This is a genomic window from Sandaracinus amylolyticus, assembly GCF_000737325.1.
Lineage (GTDB): Bacteria > Myxococcota_A > Polyangia > Polyangiales > Sandaracinaceae > Sandaracinus > Sandaracinus amylolyticus.
The window spans coordinates 960,448-977,864 of the sequence record NZ_CP011125.1 but is presented as its reverse complement, the minus strand read 5'-3'; the positions used below and the strand labels follow the sequence as shown (position 1 = coordinate 977,864).

The following is a 17,417-nucleotide window of genomic DNA, read 5'->3' as shown; positions in this document are numbered from 1 at the left end:
GACGACGCCGCCGATTCGGTTCCGCCTGCGCCCGCTCACCCGTACACTGGGTGAGGTCATGGGGAGCCGCAGCTGGGACACGACGCTCAAGGAACGCCCGCGCGGCACCGGTGCGCGCGTCGTCGCGTCGCTGCGGGTCCTCTCGATCGCGGGCACGCCCCAGCGCGAGGCCGCGTTCCCGCTGACGACCGCGAGCACGCCGATCGGGCGCGCGGTCGCGGGCGCGGGGCTCGCGCTGCGCGATGATCCTCGGGTGTCGCGGCTCCACGCGCTGGTCGAGCTCGAGCCGCACACCGGCGTCGCGCGGCTGGTCGATCGCAGCAGCACCGGCACCGAGGTCGACGGTGTGCGCGTGACCGACTGCGTGCTCGAGGACGGCGCGCTGATCTTCGTGGGCGACAGCGCGCTCCTCTTTCGTCGCGGCGCGCCCGACGACGAGAGCGACGACGAGGTGCCGACCTGGGGCCTGCTCGGCGACGCGCCCGCGATGCGCGTGCTGCGCCGCGCGATCCACCGCATCGGGCCGAGCCTCGCGTCGGTCCTGCTGCACGGCGAGAGCGGCACCGGCAAGGAGCTCGTCGCGGGTGCGCTGCACCAGGCCTCCGGGCGCAAGGGCGAGCTCGTCGCGGTGAACTGCAGCGCGATCCCGGCGTCGCTCGCGGAGGCGCAGCTCTTCGGGCACCTCGCCGGCTCGTACACCGGCGCGCGCACCGGTGGACAAGGGCTCTTCCGCGCGGCCGACGCGGGCACGATCTTCCTCGACGAGATCGCGGATCTCCCGCTCGACGTGCAGCCCAAGCTGCTGCGCGTGCTCGAGGAGCGCATCGTCACGCCGGTGGGCGCGACGCGCGGCGGACCGATCGACGTGCGCGTCGTCGCCGCGACGAACCGCGATCTCCTCGAGGAGGTCGAGGCGGGTCGCTTCCGCGGCGATCTCTACGCGCGCCTCAGCGACTTCACGCTCGAGCTGCCGCCGCTGCGCGCGCGCCGCGAGGACGTGCTGACGATCCTGATGCGTGATCTCGGCGACACCGCGCCGCCGCTCGCGCCCGATCTCGTGCGCGCGCTGCTGCTGCACGAGTGGCCGTTCAACGTGCGCGAGCTGCGCAAGATCGCGACGCAGCTCTCGGTCGTCGGCGAGGGCGCGGAGCGGCTCGAGCTCGGGATGCTCGGTGATCGACTGCAGCGCGTGTCGCGCGCCGCGCGCGCGAGCGGGCCCGCGCAGACGACCGAGGGCGCAGCGCCCGGCACGACGCCCCCGTCGCTCGGCATCCCGACCGCGACGCCCGGCACCCACGCCGCGACGCCGCTTCCTCCGAAGCCCGCGGGCCTCGAGGCGGTGCCCGATCGCGAGACGCTCGAAGCGCTGCTGCGCGAGCACCGCGGCGTGATCGCCGACGTCGCGCGGGTCGCGGGCCGCTCGCGAAAGCAGGTCTACCGCTGGCTCCAGCAGCACGGCCTCGACCCCGAGAGTTACCGCGACGGATGAACTTTCGCGCCGGGTTTCTCCGGCACGCGTCGAGACATGCCCTGATACCATCGGGGCGCGATGAGCTTCGGGCGCCTCGGCGCATACCGCTTGGTCGAAGAGCTCGGCCGTGGCGGGATGGGCACCGTCTTCCGCGCTCGCGATCCGTCGGGAAACGAGGTCGCGGTCAAGCGCATCGACGCGGCCGTGCCCGGGCCCGGCGCGGTCGATCGGTTCCTGCGCGAGGCCTCGGCGCGCATCGACCATCCGAACGTCGTGCGCACGCTCGGCGCCGGCATGGACGCGACGGGCCGGCCCTACCTCGTGCTCGAGCTGCTCGAGGGCGAGACGCTCGACGTCGCGTTCGCGCGCGGCATCGAGATGGACGTCCTGCTCGACGCGATCGTCCAAGCGTGCCGCGGGCTCGGCGCGATCCACGCCGCGGGCCTGGTGCACCGGGACGTGAAGCCCGCGAACCTCTTCCGCTGTCGCGACGGCGCGCTCAAGGTGCTCGATCTCGGCATCGCGACCGCGAGCGACGGCTCGAGCGGCATCACCGCGAGCGGCGCGATCGTCGGCACGCCCGCGTACCTCGCGCCCGAGCAGGCGCGCGGCGAGGTGCGCATCGACGAGCGCGCGGACGTGTGGGCGCTCGGCGTCGTGCTCTACGAAGGGCTCACCCGCGTCTCGCCGTTCCGCCGCGAGGGCACGCTCGCCACGCTGCTCGCGGTCGCCGTCGATCCCGCGCCGCCGCTCGCGCGCGTCGCGCCCGAGGTGCCGCGCGCGATCGCGCGCGTCGTCGAGCGCTGCCTCGAGAAGGATCCTGCAGGTCGCTGGGCCTCGGCGCGCGATCTCGCGGACGCGCTCGCACGAGCGATGGTCGACGCCGAGGAGGACGCGACCGCGCCCACGATGCGCGCGCGCGCGGTCGGAGGCGAGCGGCGCTCGATCGCGATCGTGCTCGCGGAGTCGGTCGTCGATCCCGAGCGGTTCGCGAGCGCGATGACGAGCGTCGGCGGCGAGCACGTGCCGCTGATCGCGGGGCGCGCGGCGGGCATCTTCGGCGCGCAGATCTCGCACGGCGACGAGATCGAGCGGGCGCTCGCGGCGGCGCGCACGGCGCGCGCGTACGCGGCGCGGCTCGCGATCGCGGTCGGCCCCGCCGTGCTGCGCGGCACGGTGATCGGCGGCGAGGCGCTGCGCGAAGCGGAAGAGGCGTGCTCGCGCGCCGAGCGCGGCGTGGTCGCCGGCCCGAAGGCGGCGCGCGCGATCGCGAGCCGCTGCGATCTGATCGAGGTCGCGCCCGAGCTCTTCCTCGTCGGCGAGACGCGCTCGACGCCGCAGGCCGCGTCACCGCTGCTCGCACGCGACGCCGAGCTCGCCGCGCTGCGACGCGCGCGCGACACCGTGATCGACGAGCACCGCGCCGCGCTCACGTGGATCCTCGGCCCGCCGGGCATCGGAAAGACGCGGCTCGCCGAGGCGGTGCGCGGCCTCGCCGCCGAGTCGTCGCCGCCGCTCGCGTGGCGCCGCAGCGAGGCCGAGCCGCACGAGCCCGCGCACGCGCTCGCGGTGTGGCAGCGCGCGCTCGGCGTGGAGCCGGCGCGCGGCGCGAGCGGCAAGCACGATCCGCAGGCGGTCGCGGATCGACTGCGCGCGGAGGTGCTCGGTCGTGCGCGCGCGCTGCTCCGCGAAGGGCCGCTGGTGATCGTGCTCGAGGATCTGCAGTGGGCGGATCCCACGTCGCTCGCGCTGCTCGAGGAGGCGCCGACGCTCTTCGCCGACTCGCCGCTCTGGATCGTCGGCACCGGACGCCCCGAGCTCGCGGAGGCGCATCCGGAGCTGCTCGCGTCGGCGAGCGCGAGCTCGCGCATCGAGCCCGGACCGCTGCGCGCGAGCGACGTCCTCGCGATGGCGCGCGCACGAGGTCTGCGCAGCGGCGAGCTCACCCCCGCGGCCGCGCAGGCGCTCGCGGATCACGCGGGCGGCAACCCGCTGTTCATCGAGCAGATGCTCGACGCCGGTGGCGCGCACGGGCTCTCCGCCGTCGAGCCCAGCGCGTGGCCGCTGCCCGCGACGATCGAGCACGCGGTGCAGGCGCGCCTCGATCGACTGCCGAGCGACGAGAAGGAGTGCGTGAAGCGCCTCGCGATCTTCGCGCGCCCCGCGGACGTATCGGAGCTCGAGGGCATCGGCACCGAGGACGCGGAGCGTCTGCTCGGGACGCTCGTGCGCCGCGAGCTCCTCGCGCGCGTGACGGTGCGCGGCGCGCGCGCGTATCGCTTCCGCAGCCCGCTCGTCGGTGCGGTCGCGTACTCGATGCTCGACGACGATCATCGACGCGAGCTCCATCGACGCGCGGCTGCGCTCGGCGAGGCCCAGGGACGCGAGCCCGAGGACGTCGGCCGCCACCTCGAGGCGGCGGGCGATCCGTCGCGCGCAGCGCCCTGGTACACGCGCGCCGCGCTCGCGGCCGCACAAGGCGGCGATGCGCGCGCCGTGCTGCGCTGCGCGTCGCACGCGATCCGCTGCGGCGTGCCCGACGAGGACGCGTTCGCGCTGCACTTCGCGCGCGCCGAGGCCGCGCGCTTCGTCGGCGATGCGCCCGAGCAGTCGCGCGCCCTCGACGACGCGGAGGCGAGCGCGACCGACGAGCGCGAGCGCGCGCTCGCGTCCAGCGAGCGCGGGGAGCTCCACCGTCGCATGCGCCGCTACGACGAGGCGCTGACCGAGCTCGAGCGCGCGGTGCTGCTCGCGGAGCGCTCGGGCGACGCGGACACGCTCGCGCGCGCCACGTGCCGTCGCGCCTCGACGTGGGTGACGCTGGGGCGCAACGCGGAGGCATCGGGCGCGCTCGCTGCGCTCGCCTCGATCGAGCCGAGGCTGATGGCGCCGACGCGCGCGATCGTCGAAGACCTGCGCGGCTACGTCGCGGGCACGTCGGGCGATCACGGCGCGCGCAAGCTCGCCTATGCACGCGCCGCCGCGCTCTATGCCGAGGCCGGCGATCTGCGGCGCGCGTCGGGCGCGGAGAGCAACGGCGCGGACGCGTCGAACCGGCTGGGCGCGCACGAAGAGGCCGAGGCCGCGCTGCGGCGCGCGCTCGATCTCGCGCGTCGCGTGGGCAATCGGCTCACCGAGGGTTACGCGCTCGCGAACCTCGGCTACGCGCTGGGCGCGCTCGGGCGCGGCGCCGATGCAGTGGTCGCGCTCGACGGCGCGATCACGATCGCGACGGCGATCGGCGATCTCCACCTCGAGCAGGCCGCGCGCCTCTACGCGCTGCGCGCGCGGCTGCACGCGGGCGAGACGCAGGTGGCGGATGCGCTCGAGGCGCTCGCCGGTCAGACGCACGGCGACGCGACGCTCGAGGCGAACGCACGCGCGCTCGCGTCGCGCGCGCGGCTCGAGCGCGGCGAGCTCGAGGCCTCGCTGCAGCTCGCGGGCGATGCGCTCTCGATCCGCGACGCGGTGGGCAGCGTCGAAGAGGGCGAAGGCGAGGTGTTCCTCGCCGCGGTCCGCGCGCTCGAGGCGAACGGCTACGTCGAGGAAGCGCGCGCCGTGCGAGCGCGCGGCCGCGCGCGCATCGAGGAGCTCGCAGCGCGCATCGTCGACGCAGGGTGGCGGCGCAGCTTCCTCGAGCGCATCGCGGAGCATCGCGCGCTGGTCGGGACCGGCTGAGCGGCAGTCCAGCTGGAGTGCTCGCTGGCGGAGCGCCGATTCGACACGCGCTCACCGCTTCTTCGCGCGTCGCGATCGCGGCGGTGCGTCGAGCTCGTCCCGCATACACTTCACCGTTTCGAGCAACGCGCGCAGCTTCGGTTGCTCCTGCGCGCGCGTCGGAAAGTAGAGGCAGAACGGCGGCCCGGGCGTCACGAAGGGCTCGAGCACGCGCTCGAGGCGTCCCCGTGCGACCGCGTCGGAGATCGTCTCGTCCGCCACGTACGCGAGCCCCACGCCCTCGAGCGCGAGCGCGACGATCAGCCCCGGATCGTCGACGACCACCGAGCCCGGCGCGTCGACCGTGATCGGCTTGCCCTGGCGCTCGAGCTCCCAGCGATAGATCACGCCGGTCGCGATCATCCGCTGTCGGATCGCGCGATGACGGCTCAGATCCTCCGGCTTCTTCGGTCGCCCCGCGCGCGCGAGATAGCTCGGCGCGGCGACGATCGACCATGCCGAGCGCTTCGTGATCGTGACGCGCACCATGTCCTTCTCGATCGCGTCGCCGAGCCGGATGCCCGCGTCGAAGCCTGCGCCGACGAGGTCGACGAACGCGTCGTCGAGCGACACTTCGAGCGCGAGCTCCGGATACCGCTCCTGCATCCGCGCCACGATCGGCGGCAGCAGCCGCGCGCCGCCGACGCGCGGCGCCGTGATCCGTAGTCGCCCCGAAGGACGTCCCCGGTGATCGCCGAGCGCGGCGATCGCGTCCTCGACCTCCGTGAGCGCCGGCTCGAGCCGCGCGAAGAGCTGCGCGCCCGCATCGGTCAGCGCGACGCGCCTCGTCGTGCGCTGGAAGAGCAGCACGCCGAGCCGCCGCTCGAGCAGCTTGATCTTCTGGCTCATCGCGGTCGGCGAGATGCCCATCGCTGCGGCCGCGGCGGTGAAGCTCTTGTGCTGAGCGACCGCGCGGAACGCGGAGAGCCCGTCGAAGCTGTCGGCCATGAGACGATTATGAACGAGGGATTCATGACGCATCCACGATTCCGCCGATGATCTTCATGGTCCGACGAGCCAGGCTCAGGACATCGAAACGGAGCGAGCCATGGAGAACATCGAGAACCATCGTGTCTGGCTGATCACGGGCGCGTCGCGCGGCATCGGCGCGGAGCTCACCAGCGCCGCCCTCGCGGCGGGAGACTTCGTCGTCGCGACCGCGCGTGATCCGCGCCGCGTCGCCGACCGCTTCGGCGGCTCGGAGAACGTGCTGCCCGTCGCGCTCGACGTCACCGACGAGCGCTCGGTCCAGGCCGCGGTCGACGCGGCGCTCGCGCGCTTCGGACGCATCGACGTGCTCGTCAACAACGCGGGCTTCGGCGTGATCGGCGCGGTCGAGGAGACGTCGGCCGACGACGTGCGACGGGTCTACGAGACGAACGTCTTCGGGCTGCTCGCGGTCACGCGCGCGGTGCTCCCGGTCATGCGCCGGCAGCGCTCGGGGCACGTCATCAACCTCTCGTCGGTCGGCGGCTACCGATCCGGTCCCGGCTTCGGCGTGTACTGCTCGACGAAGTTCGCGGTCGAGGGCCTCTCGGAGGCGCTGCACGCCGAGCTCGCGCCGCTCGGGATCGCGGTGACGATCGTGGAGCCCGGCTACTTCCGCACCGAGTTCCTCGAGGCGGGCTCGGTCGTCGAGACGCCGCCGAGGATCGCCGACTATGCCGAGACGGCCGGCAAGGTCCGCGCGGTCGCGAAGTCGGTGAGCCTCCAGCAGCCGGGCGATCCGCTCCGCCTCGCGGGCGTGGTCGTCGAGCTCACGCGCGCGGCGTCGCCCCCGCTGCGACTGCCGCTCGGGTCCGACACCGTCGCCGCGATCGAGGCGAAGAACGCGTTCGTCGCGCAGGAGCTCGACGCCTGGCGCGCGGTGTCGCTCTCGACCGACTTCCCGCGCTGAGAGCACGACTCCGCTCAGCCGGTCGGGATCGTCACCACGCAGTGCGTCGGCGGCATCCAGCGCGCGTCGGCGCGATCTCCCTCGGGCCCGAGCCGCGCGAGCACCTCGAGCTCCTCGGGCACGAAGAAGCGGCGGAACGAGACCCATCCATCGTGCGCGAACGCGACGTCGCGGAAGCGCAGGAGCCCGATCGAGCCGACCACCACCGCGTGCATCCGGCTGCGATATCCGTCGATCAGCACGACGCCGCGCCCCGCGACGCGGCTCGCCTCCGACGCGAGCACCGCGACGAGCCCCGGCGGGAAGTGGTGCAGCGACTGCGTGGACACGATCACGTCGTACGCGCCGGGCTCGATGCCCGAGAGATCGAGCGCGTCCTGCACCTCGAAGCGCACGTCGAGCGCCTCGCGTCGCGCGACGGCCGCGCCGATGTCGAGGTACTCGCGCTTGAGATCGGTCGCGCACAGCTCGATCGCGAGCCCCTCGTCGCGCGCCATGCGCGCCGCCGCGAGCGCGAACCCGCCATGCCCCGACGCGAGATCGAGCACGCGCGTCGGGCGCGACCGATCGCGCCCGAGGTACGGCCGCAGCGCGTCGAAGAACGCGGCGTATCCGCCGACCATCACGTTCAGCGCGTCGAGGTGCTCGAGCGCGCGCACCCGCGCGGCACGATCGAACTCCGGATCGTCGAGCCACTCCGGCTCGTCGGTGCGCGAGAAGCGCTCGTCGAGCCCGATCGCGAGCGAGGTCAGAAGCCCGCGGCGCGACGCTTCCTCGCGCACCTCGCGACGCATGTGATCGAGCGCGGACTCGGCGATGCGCGCGAGCGCCCGGCGCGCATCGGGCTCACCAGCTCGCAGCGGCGACGCGATCGCGCGCGCGTGGGGCCGCGCGCGATCGAGCGCGCGCGACGCAGCCTGCGCGCGGATCTCCGAGAGCGCGTGCACCGACGGCGTGCGCAGGCGGACCGCGCGGATCCCGCGCGCGATCGTGGAGACCGAGCGATCCAGCAGCGCCATCGACGAGCTCCTCACCGCGCCGGAGATATGCGCGCACCGCGCGCGGTGAGAAGAGCGGGCTCGATCGAGCGCCGGGAGGGCCTCCGCAGAGGCCCGTCCCGCCGACTCAGATGTCGAGCTCCTTCACGTCGAGCGCGTGGTGCTCGATGAACTCGCGGCGCGGCTCGACCTCGTCGCCCATCAAGAGCGAGAAGAGCTGATCCGTCTGCAGCGCGTCGTCGACCTTCACCTGCAGCAGCACGCGCGTGTCGGGGTTCATCGTCGTGTCCCAGAGCTGCTCCGGGTTCATCTCGCCGAGACCCTTGTAGCGCTGGATCGACAGCCCCTTGCGGCCGCGCGCCTCGACCCACGCGACGAGGTCGTCGACGCTGCCGATCTGCTCGGTGCGCCCGCCGTCGCCCTCTTCTTCGGTCGCGCCCGTCACCGCGACGAACGGCGCCGCGCCGAGCGCCGCGACTCCGTCCCAGATCGCGCGCAGCTGCCCGTAGTCCGCGCCGTTCACGAAGTCGACGTCGATCGTCGTCGTCTTCGTGCTCACGCCCGCGCGCGTGCTGAATCGGATGCGCGACGCGCTGTGCTCCGGGTCCTCCTCCACGCGCGCGATGATCGGCAGCAGGTCCGGCTGCTTCTCGCCGACGTACGACTCGACCGCCTTGATCGCGCTGTCGACCGTCGCGCGATCACGCAGCCCGTCCGCGTCGAGCCGCGCCACGCGCACCAGCGCCTCGACGATCGACGGCTCGAGCCGCCGCTCCATCGCGCGCAGCAGCTTCTTCCACTTGTTCATGTCGTCGAGCAGTCGCTTCAGCGAGTCGCCCGCGAGCGGTACCTGACCGCCGGTCGTGCGCACCACGACTCCGTCGATGCCCGAGTCGATGACGAAGCGCGCGAACGCGTCCTCGTCCTTGAGATACTGCTCCTTCTTGCCCTTCTTCACGCGATAGAGCGGAGGCTGCGCGATGTACACGTATCCGCGCCGGATCGCCTCGGGCATCTGTCGATAGAAGAACGTGAGCAGCAGAGTCCGGATGTGCGATCCGTCGACGTCTGCGTCGGTCATGATGATCACGTGGTGATAACGGAGCTTGTCGATGTCGAAGTTGCCACTCGCATCGACACCCGCGCCGAGCGCCGTGATCAGCGTCCCGACCTCTTGGTTGCTGAGCATCTTGTCGAAGCGCGCGCGCTCGACGTTCAGGATCTTCCCGCGCAGCGGGAGGATCGCCTGGGTGCGTCGATCACGTCCCTGCTTCGCCGAGCCACCTGCCGAGTCACCCTCGACGATGTAGAGCTCGCTCTCGCTCGGATCCTTCGCCTGACAGTCGGCGAGCTTGCCGGGCAGGTTGCTCGCGTCGAGCATGCCCTTGCGCTGCACCTGCTCGCGCGCCTTGCGCGCAGCCTCGCGCGCGCGCGCCGCGGTGACGCTCTTGTCGACGACCTTGCGCGCCTCCTGCGGGTGCTCCTCGAAGAACAGCGCGAGCTTCTCGTTCACGATGTTCTCGACGATGCCCTTCACCTCGCTCGAGACGAGCTTGTCCTTCGTCTGCGAGCTGAAGCTCGGGTCGGGGTGCTTCACCGAGACGATCGCAGTCAGGCCCTCACGCACGTCCTCGCCCGACAGCGACGCGCCCTTGAGCTCCTTCACGAGGTTGTGCTCGGCGCCGTAGCCGTTGACCGTCTTGGTCAGCGCGCCGCGCAATCCCGTGAGGTGCGTGCCGCCGTCCTTGTTGTGAACGTTGTTCGTGTAGCAGTAGACCTGCTCTTGGAACGACTCGTTCCACTGCAGCGCGAGCTCGACCTGCACCTTGTCGCGCTCGTCGATGATGTAGATGACCTCGTCGTGGATCGGAGTCTTGCTCTTGTTGAGCAGCTTCACGAACTCACGGATGCCACCTGCGAACTGATAGGTCGTCTTCCGCCCTTCGCCGCCTTCTTCCTCGAGCTCGATGATCAGACCGGCATTGAGGAACGAGATCTCGCGAAGGCGATTGTTGAGGACGTCCCAGCTCCACTCGGGATTGGTGAAGATCTGAGTGTCCGGCTTGAAGCTCACCTTCGTGCCGGTCTTGTCGGTCACGCCGACCGGCGCGATCGGGCCCTGCGGGACACCGCGCCGATACTCCTGCTGCCAGACCTTGCCCTCGCGGCGGATCTCGAGGCGCAGCCACTCGCTCACCGCGTTCACCGCGGAGACGCCGACGCCGTGCAGACCGGCGGAGACCTTGTACGAGTCGTTGTCGAACTTGCCGCCGGCGTGCAGGACGGTCATCACGACCTCGGCCGCGCTGACGCCCTTCTCGTGCATGCCGACGGGGATGCCGCGCCCGTTGTCGACGACGGTGATCGATCCGTCGCTGTGCAGCGTGACGACGATGCGATCGCAGTGACCGGCCAGGTGCTCGTCGACCGCGTTGTCGACGACCTCCCACACGAGGTGGTGCAGGCCCGTGCCGTCGTGCACGTCGCCGATGTACATGCCGGGCCGCTTGCGGACGGCCTCGAGGCCCTCGAGGACCTGGATGGATCGCTCGCCGTACGACGACGCGCTCGGAGGCTGGCTCCTGTCCTCGGTGACAGGGGTCTGAGGTTCGTTCGAGTCGGTGACGGACATGCGATGTCGGTGTTCTCCGGGGGAGATGTCTTCCGAAGGAGAAGAGAGGCCCCGAAAAGAGGCTGAGAATAGCCCGGAACGAGCGCCGCAGCAACCTCGCGCGACGCTCGTAACACATTGAAATGACTACAGTTTCAGACGCGCTTTTGGGCTCAGTAGTAGTAGGCCCAGAGGAAGCACATCTCGTCCTCGAAATCGAGACCGAAGCTGACCGTGTCCGCGCGGTCGTTGAAGTAGGTGCAGGTCAGTCGCAGGCCCTCGTCGGGATCGAGCACGAGCGGGGGCCCGAACGTGTTCAGCGGGGGCTCGGCCCACTCCGTCGACTCGTGCAGCGGCGGCGTGTCGAAGTCGGTCTCCGAGCGCGCGCGATGGATCGCGGCGTAGGTGCCGAGCGAGTGCGTGTGCGAGGTGAGCGCGAAGATGCGCGCGCCGTCGCGCACGCCGTGGAAGCTCGTGACCGTCGTCTCTCGTCGCGGCGGGAGCGTGAGCGACATGTTGCCGGTGAAGAGAAACTCGACCGGCGCGCGCGGCGGAGCGTCGGGCGGATGGAACTCGAACGTCACGCTCGAGCGCACGTCGATCGGCTCGCGCGTGTAGTTGATCTCGTGGATCTCGAGGCGGATGTGCTGGTGCGCCGAGAACTCGAGCGCGGCGTCCTCGGGATACACGAGCTCGGCCTCCACGGTCTCCGCGATGAACACCGCCTCGCCACCGTCGGCGAACGGAAAGCACGGATAGGGCGTCTCGCGGACCGGCATGTCGGTGCGATAGACGATCATGTGATGGCTGCCCTGCGGCAGGTGCGTGCGGATCGCGCGGACCTGGCGCGCGACAGGATTGCCCGCGTCGAGGATCACGCAGACGGTGCGCTCGTCGCCGACGCCGAGCGGATGCGGGCCGAACGACACCGTCGCCGAGGGCGCCCCCGGATCGACCGGCCCCGCATCGGTGCCGACGACCGTGCCGGAGTCGGCGGTCGCAGCGTCGGATTGGTTCCCACCGTCGACGCCGCTCGTGCGAGACGAGCCGCAGCCGAACAGGACGATCACGATCGCGAGCGGAGCGAGAGCGCGCATCGAAGACCTCCGTCGAAGCCCAAGCGACGCGATCGTACCGATCCGATCAAGAGCGCGATACGTGCACGTCACACGAGCTGCGCGGTGATGTGCGATGCGCACTGGCCACGGCACCTGCCAGGAACTGGTCACTCGGGCTCGCGCGCACGGGGCGAGATCGCACGCGGGAGAGCACGACGCTGTACGGATCGCTCCGCCGAGGAACGAAACGCTGCATCGAGGTCGCGTTCCGTACTAGGAATGCGCTGATGATCCAGGCACATACGTTGCTCGACGGCCGGCCCATGATGCGTGCGCATGCATATCGATTCCTCGTCGCCCTCGCGCTGACGTCGATCGCGGCGGGCTGTTCCAACGACACGAACGAGCCAGCACATCGCGGCTCGTGGGTGGAGATCCAGGAGGTCGAGCTCACCGCCGACGCGCTCGACGTGGAGAGCCTCGACGCGTTCGAGTCGGTCGTCGTGGAGGACGATCGGCTGGTGTTCCGCTTCGACGGGGACTCGCCGCTGCGCGTCGGGCACGTGGTCGCGGGCCCGAGCGGCATCGGGTATCTGCGCAAGCTGCTGACGGTCGAGGAGCAGGCGGACGGATCGATCGTCGCGACGACTCGCGACGCGACGCTCGCGGAGTACTTCGTGACGTTCCGCGCGATCGCGCACTACGACCCGGTCCGCGTCGACGAGCCGATCGAGGCGCGCGACGGGGTCGCGGTGGAGTCGCTCGGCGACTGCATGGACGCGCAGCCCTGCGTGCTCGGCGGCACCCCGTCGTTCTCGGGCAACCCGATGGATCTGGCGGGCTGCACCGGCGCGTCCGGGTTCGGCTTCCAGCCCTTCGTCGAGACCGATCTGCGCGCGATGGACTTCCCGATCGACATCGACGTGGACGTCGGGATCACCGGCGTCTCGGCGAGCCCGACGGCGTACATGGACTTCGACGGAACGCTGCGCGCGGGCGTGCACGTGACGGGCGACGGCCGCGGTCAGCTCTCGTGCATGGCGGACTTCATGGCGATCGCGGGCGGTGGACAGCCGCCGGAGATCCGCCTGTGGCGCGTGATCGTGTACGGCATCCCGATCGAGCTGCTGGCGTCGCCCGTGCTCAACGGCGAGCTGACGGCGATGGGTGACGCGGGGCCGTTCCGCTTCACCGCCGGCGTGCAGGTCGACGCGGCGATGGAGCTCGGCCTGAAGGACGGCGAGTACCACCAGGTCGGTCCCGACGTGAGCACCGATCCCTTCGCGTCGCTGACGACGGAGCGCGCGGGCCCGGTGACGACGACCGGCACGCTGACGGCGGGCGCGGCGCTGACGCTGTCGATCGGCTATCGCTGGAAGCGCAGCGGCTTCACGATCAACGTCGGCGCGGCGTTCACCGCGGAGCTCACCGGGAGCGTCGGTGTGGAGCTCTCGATGGACACCAACGGCTGCGACTGGACCGCGGAGTTCCCGTGGGCGATCGAGTTCACGCCGAGTGTCGAGCTGAGCCTGCAGATCGAGGACATCGGCCCGACGTGGTCGTACGAGCACGAGCCCTTCGTGCTCGCCGAGGGGAGCCTGGGCGAGGTCACCGGGAACAACGGTCGTTGCTCGACCGCGCCCGATGAGTGCACCGGGCCGGCGACCTGCATGGACGACGTGTTCGACAACGTGACGTGCGAAGGTCGTCACGGGTTCCGCAGCTGCGGCGAAGGACAGGGCGAGTACTGCCTGTGCTCGGCGAGCGGCTGGACCGACTGCAGCCCGTGCCGTGACGTGAACGCGCCCTGATCCTGCTGGAGTGCTCGCTGGCGGAGGGCCCCCACGAGAGCGTGGCGCGCACGCGGACGGGAGAGCGCTCTGCGGCGGCGAGCCGATTTGGACGCCGTATCAGAGGTCGACGAGACGAGGCGCGAGCGCGTTCCGTAAGGACGCGACTCGCGCCTCGAGCGTTTCGGGGTCGTAGGGCAGCGCGGGATGGACGCCCCACACGGGTCGGGGCCACGCGTCATCGGTGGGGAAGCGCGCGACGACGTGCACGTGGAGCTGCGCGACGACGTTGCCGATCGCGGCGACGTTCATCTTGTGCGCGGAGACGATGCGCGAGAGCGCGGACGCGACCAGCGCGGACTCGTCGATCAGCACGTGACGATCACGCTCGTCGAGCTCGTGGATCTCGCGCACGCCGGGGCGCTCGGGGACGAGCAGCGCCCACGGGTATCGCGCGTCGCGCATCCATCGCACGTGGCAGAGCGGAAGACGCCCGACCGGCGCGCTGTCTGCTTCGATGCGCGGATCGAGTACGGTCACTCGCCCGGGCCCTCGTAGCCCTCGGGCTCCTCGACGTCCTCCATGCCGCGCTGGAGCGGCGCGCGGAGCTCGCCGTGGATCGTGATCCCGCCGGTCGTCATCAGCTCCTGGTGGTACTCGACGATCACCGGGCCCTGCTCCGGGCAGTACACGGTGCGCGAGCGACCCTGCGTCTGCGTGTTCTCGACGACGACCTCGACGCACTCGGAGAACGTGCCCGCGGGCACGGTGACCTCCTGGCTCGTCTGCGTGATGCGCGCGGTGCGGCCGTTGCCCGCGTCCCACGTCTCGCCGACGACGAGCGGATCGCGCACGTGCCACGCGTTCGCGTCGACGTCCCAGATGCCCTCTTCGCGCAGCTCGTAGACGTGTCGCTCGCGCGCGCCGTCGGCCTGGATCACGAAGCGCGGGGGCGTGGCCTCGGTCACGCGCGTGATGCCCAGCGTCGAGATGCCGGTCTGGGTGTCGACGTCGTGCGTCCAGATGTAGCCCTCGCCCATCGGATAGAGCTCGCGCGCGCGGAGCGGGCCGGTGCGCGTGGTGGTGCGGGGCTGTGCACCACCGCAGCCGGCGAGCGCGAGCACGACGAACGTGGTGACGAGAGGTCGGTTCATCATCGCAGCACGTAGACGTAGGTGATGACGAGGAGCGCGACGGCGCAGAGGACGAGGAACGTCATCTGCAGCGGATCCACCGCGGTGCGCCGCGCGAGATCGCGCGCGGCGTCGACGATCGTGGGATCGCTCGCGCGCTCGAGCTCGCTGGTCAGGGTCCGCACGAGAGCGTAGTTGCCCGCTTCGAACGCAGCGTTCGCTTCGCGCAGCTTCTCGCCCTCGACCGTGCCCTCGCCGGGGAGGCGGGTCGGCACGGTCGTCTCGCTCGGCGCGCCGCGCCGCCGCTTCTTCTTGGAGAGCTTGGTCGCCTTGGCGCCGGTGGTGTCCTCGGGCTCCGGCTCGGGCGCCGCGCTGTTCGTCGGATCGTCGCTCACGCGAACCTCTGCCTCGTGCACGAGCACGGCGCCGTCGAGCCGGAGACGGACATCATTCCGGCAAGGGATACGGCGGGTACTGCGGGACCTCGTCGTCGGGGATCTGCCAGGGCGATCCCCAGAGGCTCGCGCCGCCGTCGATGTAGAAGGTCTGACCGGTGACGAAGTCGGCCTGCGTGCTCGCGAGATAGACGATCAGGTGCGACGTCTCCTCCGCGCTGCCGAGGCGCTTCAGCGGCGTCGACGCGCGCGACATCTCGAGCAGCTCCGGCGGGTACTGCGCGGTGCCGCTCGTCTTGATCACGCCGGGCGCGACCGCGTTGACGCGGATGCCGTGCACCGCCCACTCGACGGCGAGCGTCTTCGTGAGGTTCTCGACGCCAGCGCGCGCCGCGCCGGTGTGCGCCATGCCGGGGAAGCCGCGCGCGACGTTCGCGATGACGTTCACGATGCGGCCGCGCTTGCTCGGGATGAACGCGCGGCGCGCGACCGCGTGGGTCATGCTCCACGTGCCGAGCAGGTTGTTGCGGACCACCGCCTCGAAGCCCTTCGGCGCGAGGTGCTCGGCGGGCGTGGGGAACTGGCCGCCCGCGTTGTTGATCAGGATCGAAGCGCGGCCGAAGCGCGCGACGACACCGTCGACGAACGCCTCGACCTCCTCGGTCTTGCGGATGTCGCAAGCCGCGTGGTGCACGTCGATGCCGTCCGCGCGCAGGCGATCGGCGGCCTCGGCCAAGGGCTCGGGGCGACGACCGCAGATCGCGATCTTCGCTCCCAGGGTGCCGAGCTCTCGCGCGACCGCGAAGCCGATCCCGGTTCCACCACCGGTCACGATCGCGACTTCGCCGTCGAAGAGACCCGCTCGGAAGATGTGCTGCAAGACTGCGTGACCTCCGTCCGGAGCCAACCCCAATCCCGGCGGCCGGTATATCGCAGCGCTGCACGGGTGGCTACGCCGCTACGATGGACGGGTGACCACGAGCGCGACGAGCGAGCTGCGCACCGGTGTCTCGCTCGTGCAGACGCACCCCGGGATCTCCGTCGCGCTCGGCGCGGCGATCGTGCTCTCGCTGTGCGCGACGTGCACCGGGCTCGGCGCGATCGTCGGGCCGTGGTTCGTGTGCGAGCTCTACGGCGTGCAGATCGCCGCCGCGACCGGCATCGCGCGGCCGCGCACGAGCGCGTGGATCCGCGCGGCCGCGATCGTGCTCGCGACGGTCGTGATCGTCGCGCTCACGGGATGGCTCGCGGCGCTGGGGTTCGGGCCCGACGTCGCGACCGCCGACGCCGCGGAAGAACCGCTCCCGTGGCCCGAGGCGCTGCGACGCGTCGGGCTGATCACCGGCTCGGTCATCCTCGCGGTCGGCTTCATCGCGCCGTTCCTCTACGCGCCGCTCGTGCTGATCGATCGCGGCGGGCGCATCGGCGGCGCCGTGGTCGAGAGCGCGTGGCTCGCGTCGCGCGGCGGCGCGCTGCGCCACCTCGCGCTGACGTTCGTCGTGTTCTTCCTGCAGCTCTCGCCCGCGCTGATCGCCGCGATGATCGTCGCGCGCACGTTCGAGCGTGCGGCGACGCCCCTCGGGCTGCTCGGCGCGCTGCCGCTGATGACGATCACGATCCCGCTCGGTCAGGCGTGGACGACCGCGGCGTACCTCGAGCGTCGCGCGCTGCTCGCGGCACCGCGCGCGGTGCAGGTGCGCGGTCCGGTGCCGCGCTCGCTCGTCGCGTTGCTCGCGCTCGACGTGCTCGCGCCGGTGCTCGCGCTCGCGATGCTCGGGCTGACGGCGCTCCGTCCGTCGACGCCGGCCGAGTCGGACGCGCCGCCGGGCACCACGCTGATCGAGCGCGACGTGCAGGACGAGCGCGCGCGCATCGTGGTGCCCGACACGACGATCACCGTCGTCGTCGAGGGCCGCGAGCTGATCGTGCGCGCCGGAGACGGCGACGCGGACGGCGCGGGCCGGCTTCCTCGGGCGTGGCCGAGCGCGATCGAGCAGGTGCGCGTGGTGCGCGCGCGCGACGTGTACGCGATCGTGATCGAGGCGGGCGATCGCGTGTTCCACACGCGCGTCGACGGCGCGGGCATGCGCGTCGACGACTCGATCCGGAGGCGGCTCGAGCAGCACGTGCCGACGTGGGCGCTCCTGACGATCCTCGCGGCGTTCCTGGTGTTCGGGCTGCTCGGCGGACGCGCCCTCGCGTCGCTCGGCGCGCTGCGCGCGGAGGTGGACGCGCCGGAGCGCGCCGCGGCGTACGCGCGGTCGATGCGATGGGGGCTCACGATCGCGCCGTTCGTGATCGCCGCGCTCCTCGCGGGCCTGGTGTCGATCACGCGCTGAGCGCCGGC

At 71.7% G+C, this 17,417-nt stretch carries 13 protein-coding genes; 5 read left to right on the top strand and 8 right to left on the bottom strand.

The window, feature by feature from the left end; translation table 11 throughout:
- Positions 1–58: 58 nt before the first annotated feature.
- Both DB32_RS03905 and DB32_RS03900 read left to right on the top strand, forming a co-directional pair.
- Positions 59–1,489: a sigma 54-interacting transcriptional regulator gene (locus tag DB32_RS03905; protein WP_053231071.1), complete on the top strand. Its 1,431-nt coding sequence runs from the start codon at positions 59–61 to the stop codon at positions 1,487–1,489.
- A gap of 60 nt (positions 1,490–1,549) precedes the next feature.
- Positions 1,550–5,149: a serine/threonine-protein kinase gene (locus DB32_RS03900; protein WP_053231070.1), complete on the top strand. Its 3,600-nt coding sequence runs from the start codon at positions 1,550–1,552 to the stop codon at positions 5,147–5,149.
- Between the two features lie 51 nt (positions 5,150–5,200).
- Here DB32_RS03900 and DB32_RS03895 read toward each other — a convergent pair whose 3' ends face one another.
- On the bottom strand, positions 5,201–6,169 hold the full coding sequence (locus tag DB32_RS03895; RefSeq protein ID WP_240481156.1) for a LysR family transcriptional regulator: 969 nt from the start codon (positions 6,167–6,169) through the stop codon (positions 5,201–5,203).
- Positions 6,170–6,236: 67 nt separating this feature from the next.
- Here DB32_RS03895 and DB32_RS03890 point away from each other — a divergent pair, with 67 nt between their 5' ends.
- Entirely contained in the window at positions 6,237–7,085 is an 849-nt protein-coding gene (locus tag DB32_RS03890) for an oxidoreductase (RefSeq protein WP_053231068.1), read from the top strand.
- A 14-nt stretch (positions 7,086–7,099) separates the two neighbouring features.
- Here the strand turns inward: DB32_RS03890 and DB32_RS03885 are convergent, their stop codons facing one another.
- The 3 genes from DB32_RS03885 to DB32_RS03875 form a co-directional block, all read right to left on the bottom strand.
- A complete protein-coding gene (locus DB32_RS03885; RefSeq protein ID WP_053231067.1) occupies positions 7,100–8,104 on the bottom strand; it encodes a methyltransferase domain-containing protein in 1,005 nt (334 codons plus the stop codon).
- Positions 8,105–8,210: 106 nt separating this feature from the next.
- On the bottom strand, positions 8,211–10,715 hold the full coding sequence (gyrB, locus tag DB32_RS03880; protein ID WP_075097440.1) for a DNA topoisomerase (ATP-hydrolyzing) subunit B: 2,505 nt from the start codon (positions 10,713–10,715) through the stop codon (positions 8,211–8,213).
- Positions 10,716–10,867: 152 nt separating this feature from the next.
- Positions 10,868–11,791 carry a monooxygenase gene (locus tag DB32_RS03875; RefSeq protein ID WP_053231066.1) on the bottom strand — a complete coding sequence of 308 codons (924 nt, stop codon included), beginning with the start codon at positions 11,789–11,791 and terminating at the stop codon, positions 10,868–10,870.
- A gap of 248 nt (positions 11,792–12,039) precedes the next feature.
- Here DB32_RS03875 and DB32_RS03870 point away from each other — a divergent pair, with 248 nt between their 5' ends.
- Positions 12,040–13,563 carry a hypothetical protein gene (locus tag DB32_RS03870; protein WP_157068691.1) on the top strand — a complete coding sequence of 508 codons (1,524 nt, stop codon included), beginning with the start codon at positions 12,040–12,042 and terminating at the stop codon, positions 13,561–13,563.
- A 99-nt stretch (positions 13,564–13,662) separates the two neighbouring features.
- Here DB32_RS03870 and DB32_RS03865 read toward each other — a convergent pair whose 3' ends face one another.
- The 4 genes from DB32_RS03865 to DB32_RS03850 are packed head-to-tail and all read right to left on the bottom strand — an operon-like array spanning position 13,663 to position 15,950.
- On the bottom strand, positions 13,663–14,082 hold the full coding sequence (locus DB32_RS03865) for an HIT domain-containing protein (RefSeq protein WP_053231064.1): 420 nt from the start codon (positions 14,080–14,082) through the stop codon (positions 13,663–13,665).
- On the bottom strand, positions 14,079–14,696 hold the full coding sequence (locus DB32_RS03860) for a hypothetical protein (protein ID WP_157068690.1): 618 nt from the start codon (positions 14,694–14,696) through the stop codon (positions 14,079–14,081). Before DB32_RS03860 ends, DB32_RS03865 begins: the two co-directional genes overlap by 4 nt.
- Positions 14,696–15,070 (bottom strand): hypothetical protein, encoded by a 375-nt coding sequence (locus DB32_RS03855; RefSeq protein WP_157068689.1) that lies wholly within the window; start codon positions 15,068–15,070, stop codon positions 14,696–14,698. Before DB32_RS03855 ends, DB32_RS03860 begins: the two co-directional genes overlap by 1 nt.
- Before the next feature lie 52 nt (positions 15,071–15,122).
- Entirely contained in the window at positions 15,123–15,950 is an 828-nt protein-coding gene (locus DB32_RS03850) for an SDR family oxidoreductase (protein ID WP_053231061.1), read from the bottom strand.
- A gap of 91 nt (positions 15,951–16,041) precedes the next feature.
- Between DB32_RS03850 and DB32_RS03845 the strand changes: the two genes are divergently transcribed.
- Positions 16,042–17,409, top strand: a complete 1,368-nt coding sequence (locus tag DB32_RS03845; RefSeq protein ID WP_053231060.1) for a hypothetical protein — start codon at positions 16,042–16,044, stop codon at positions 17,407–17,409.
- Positions 17,410–17,417: the final 8 nt, after the last annotated feature.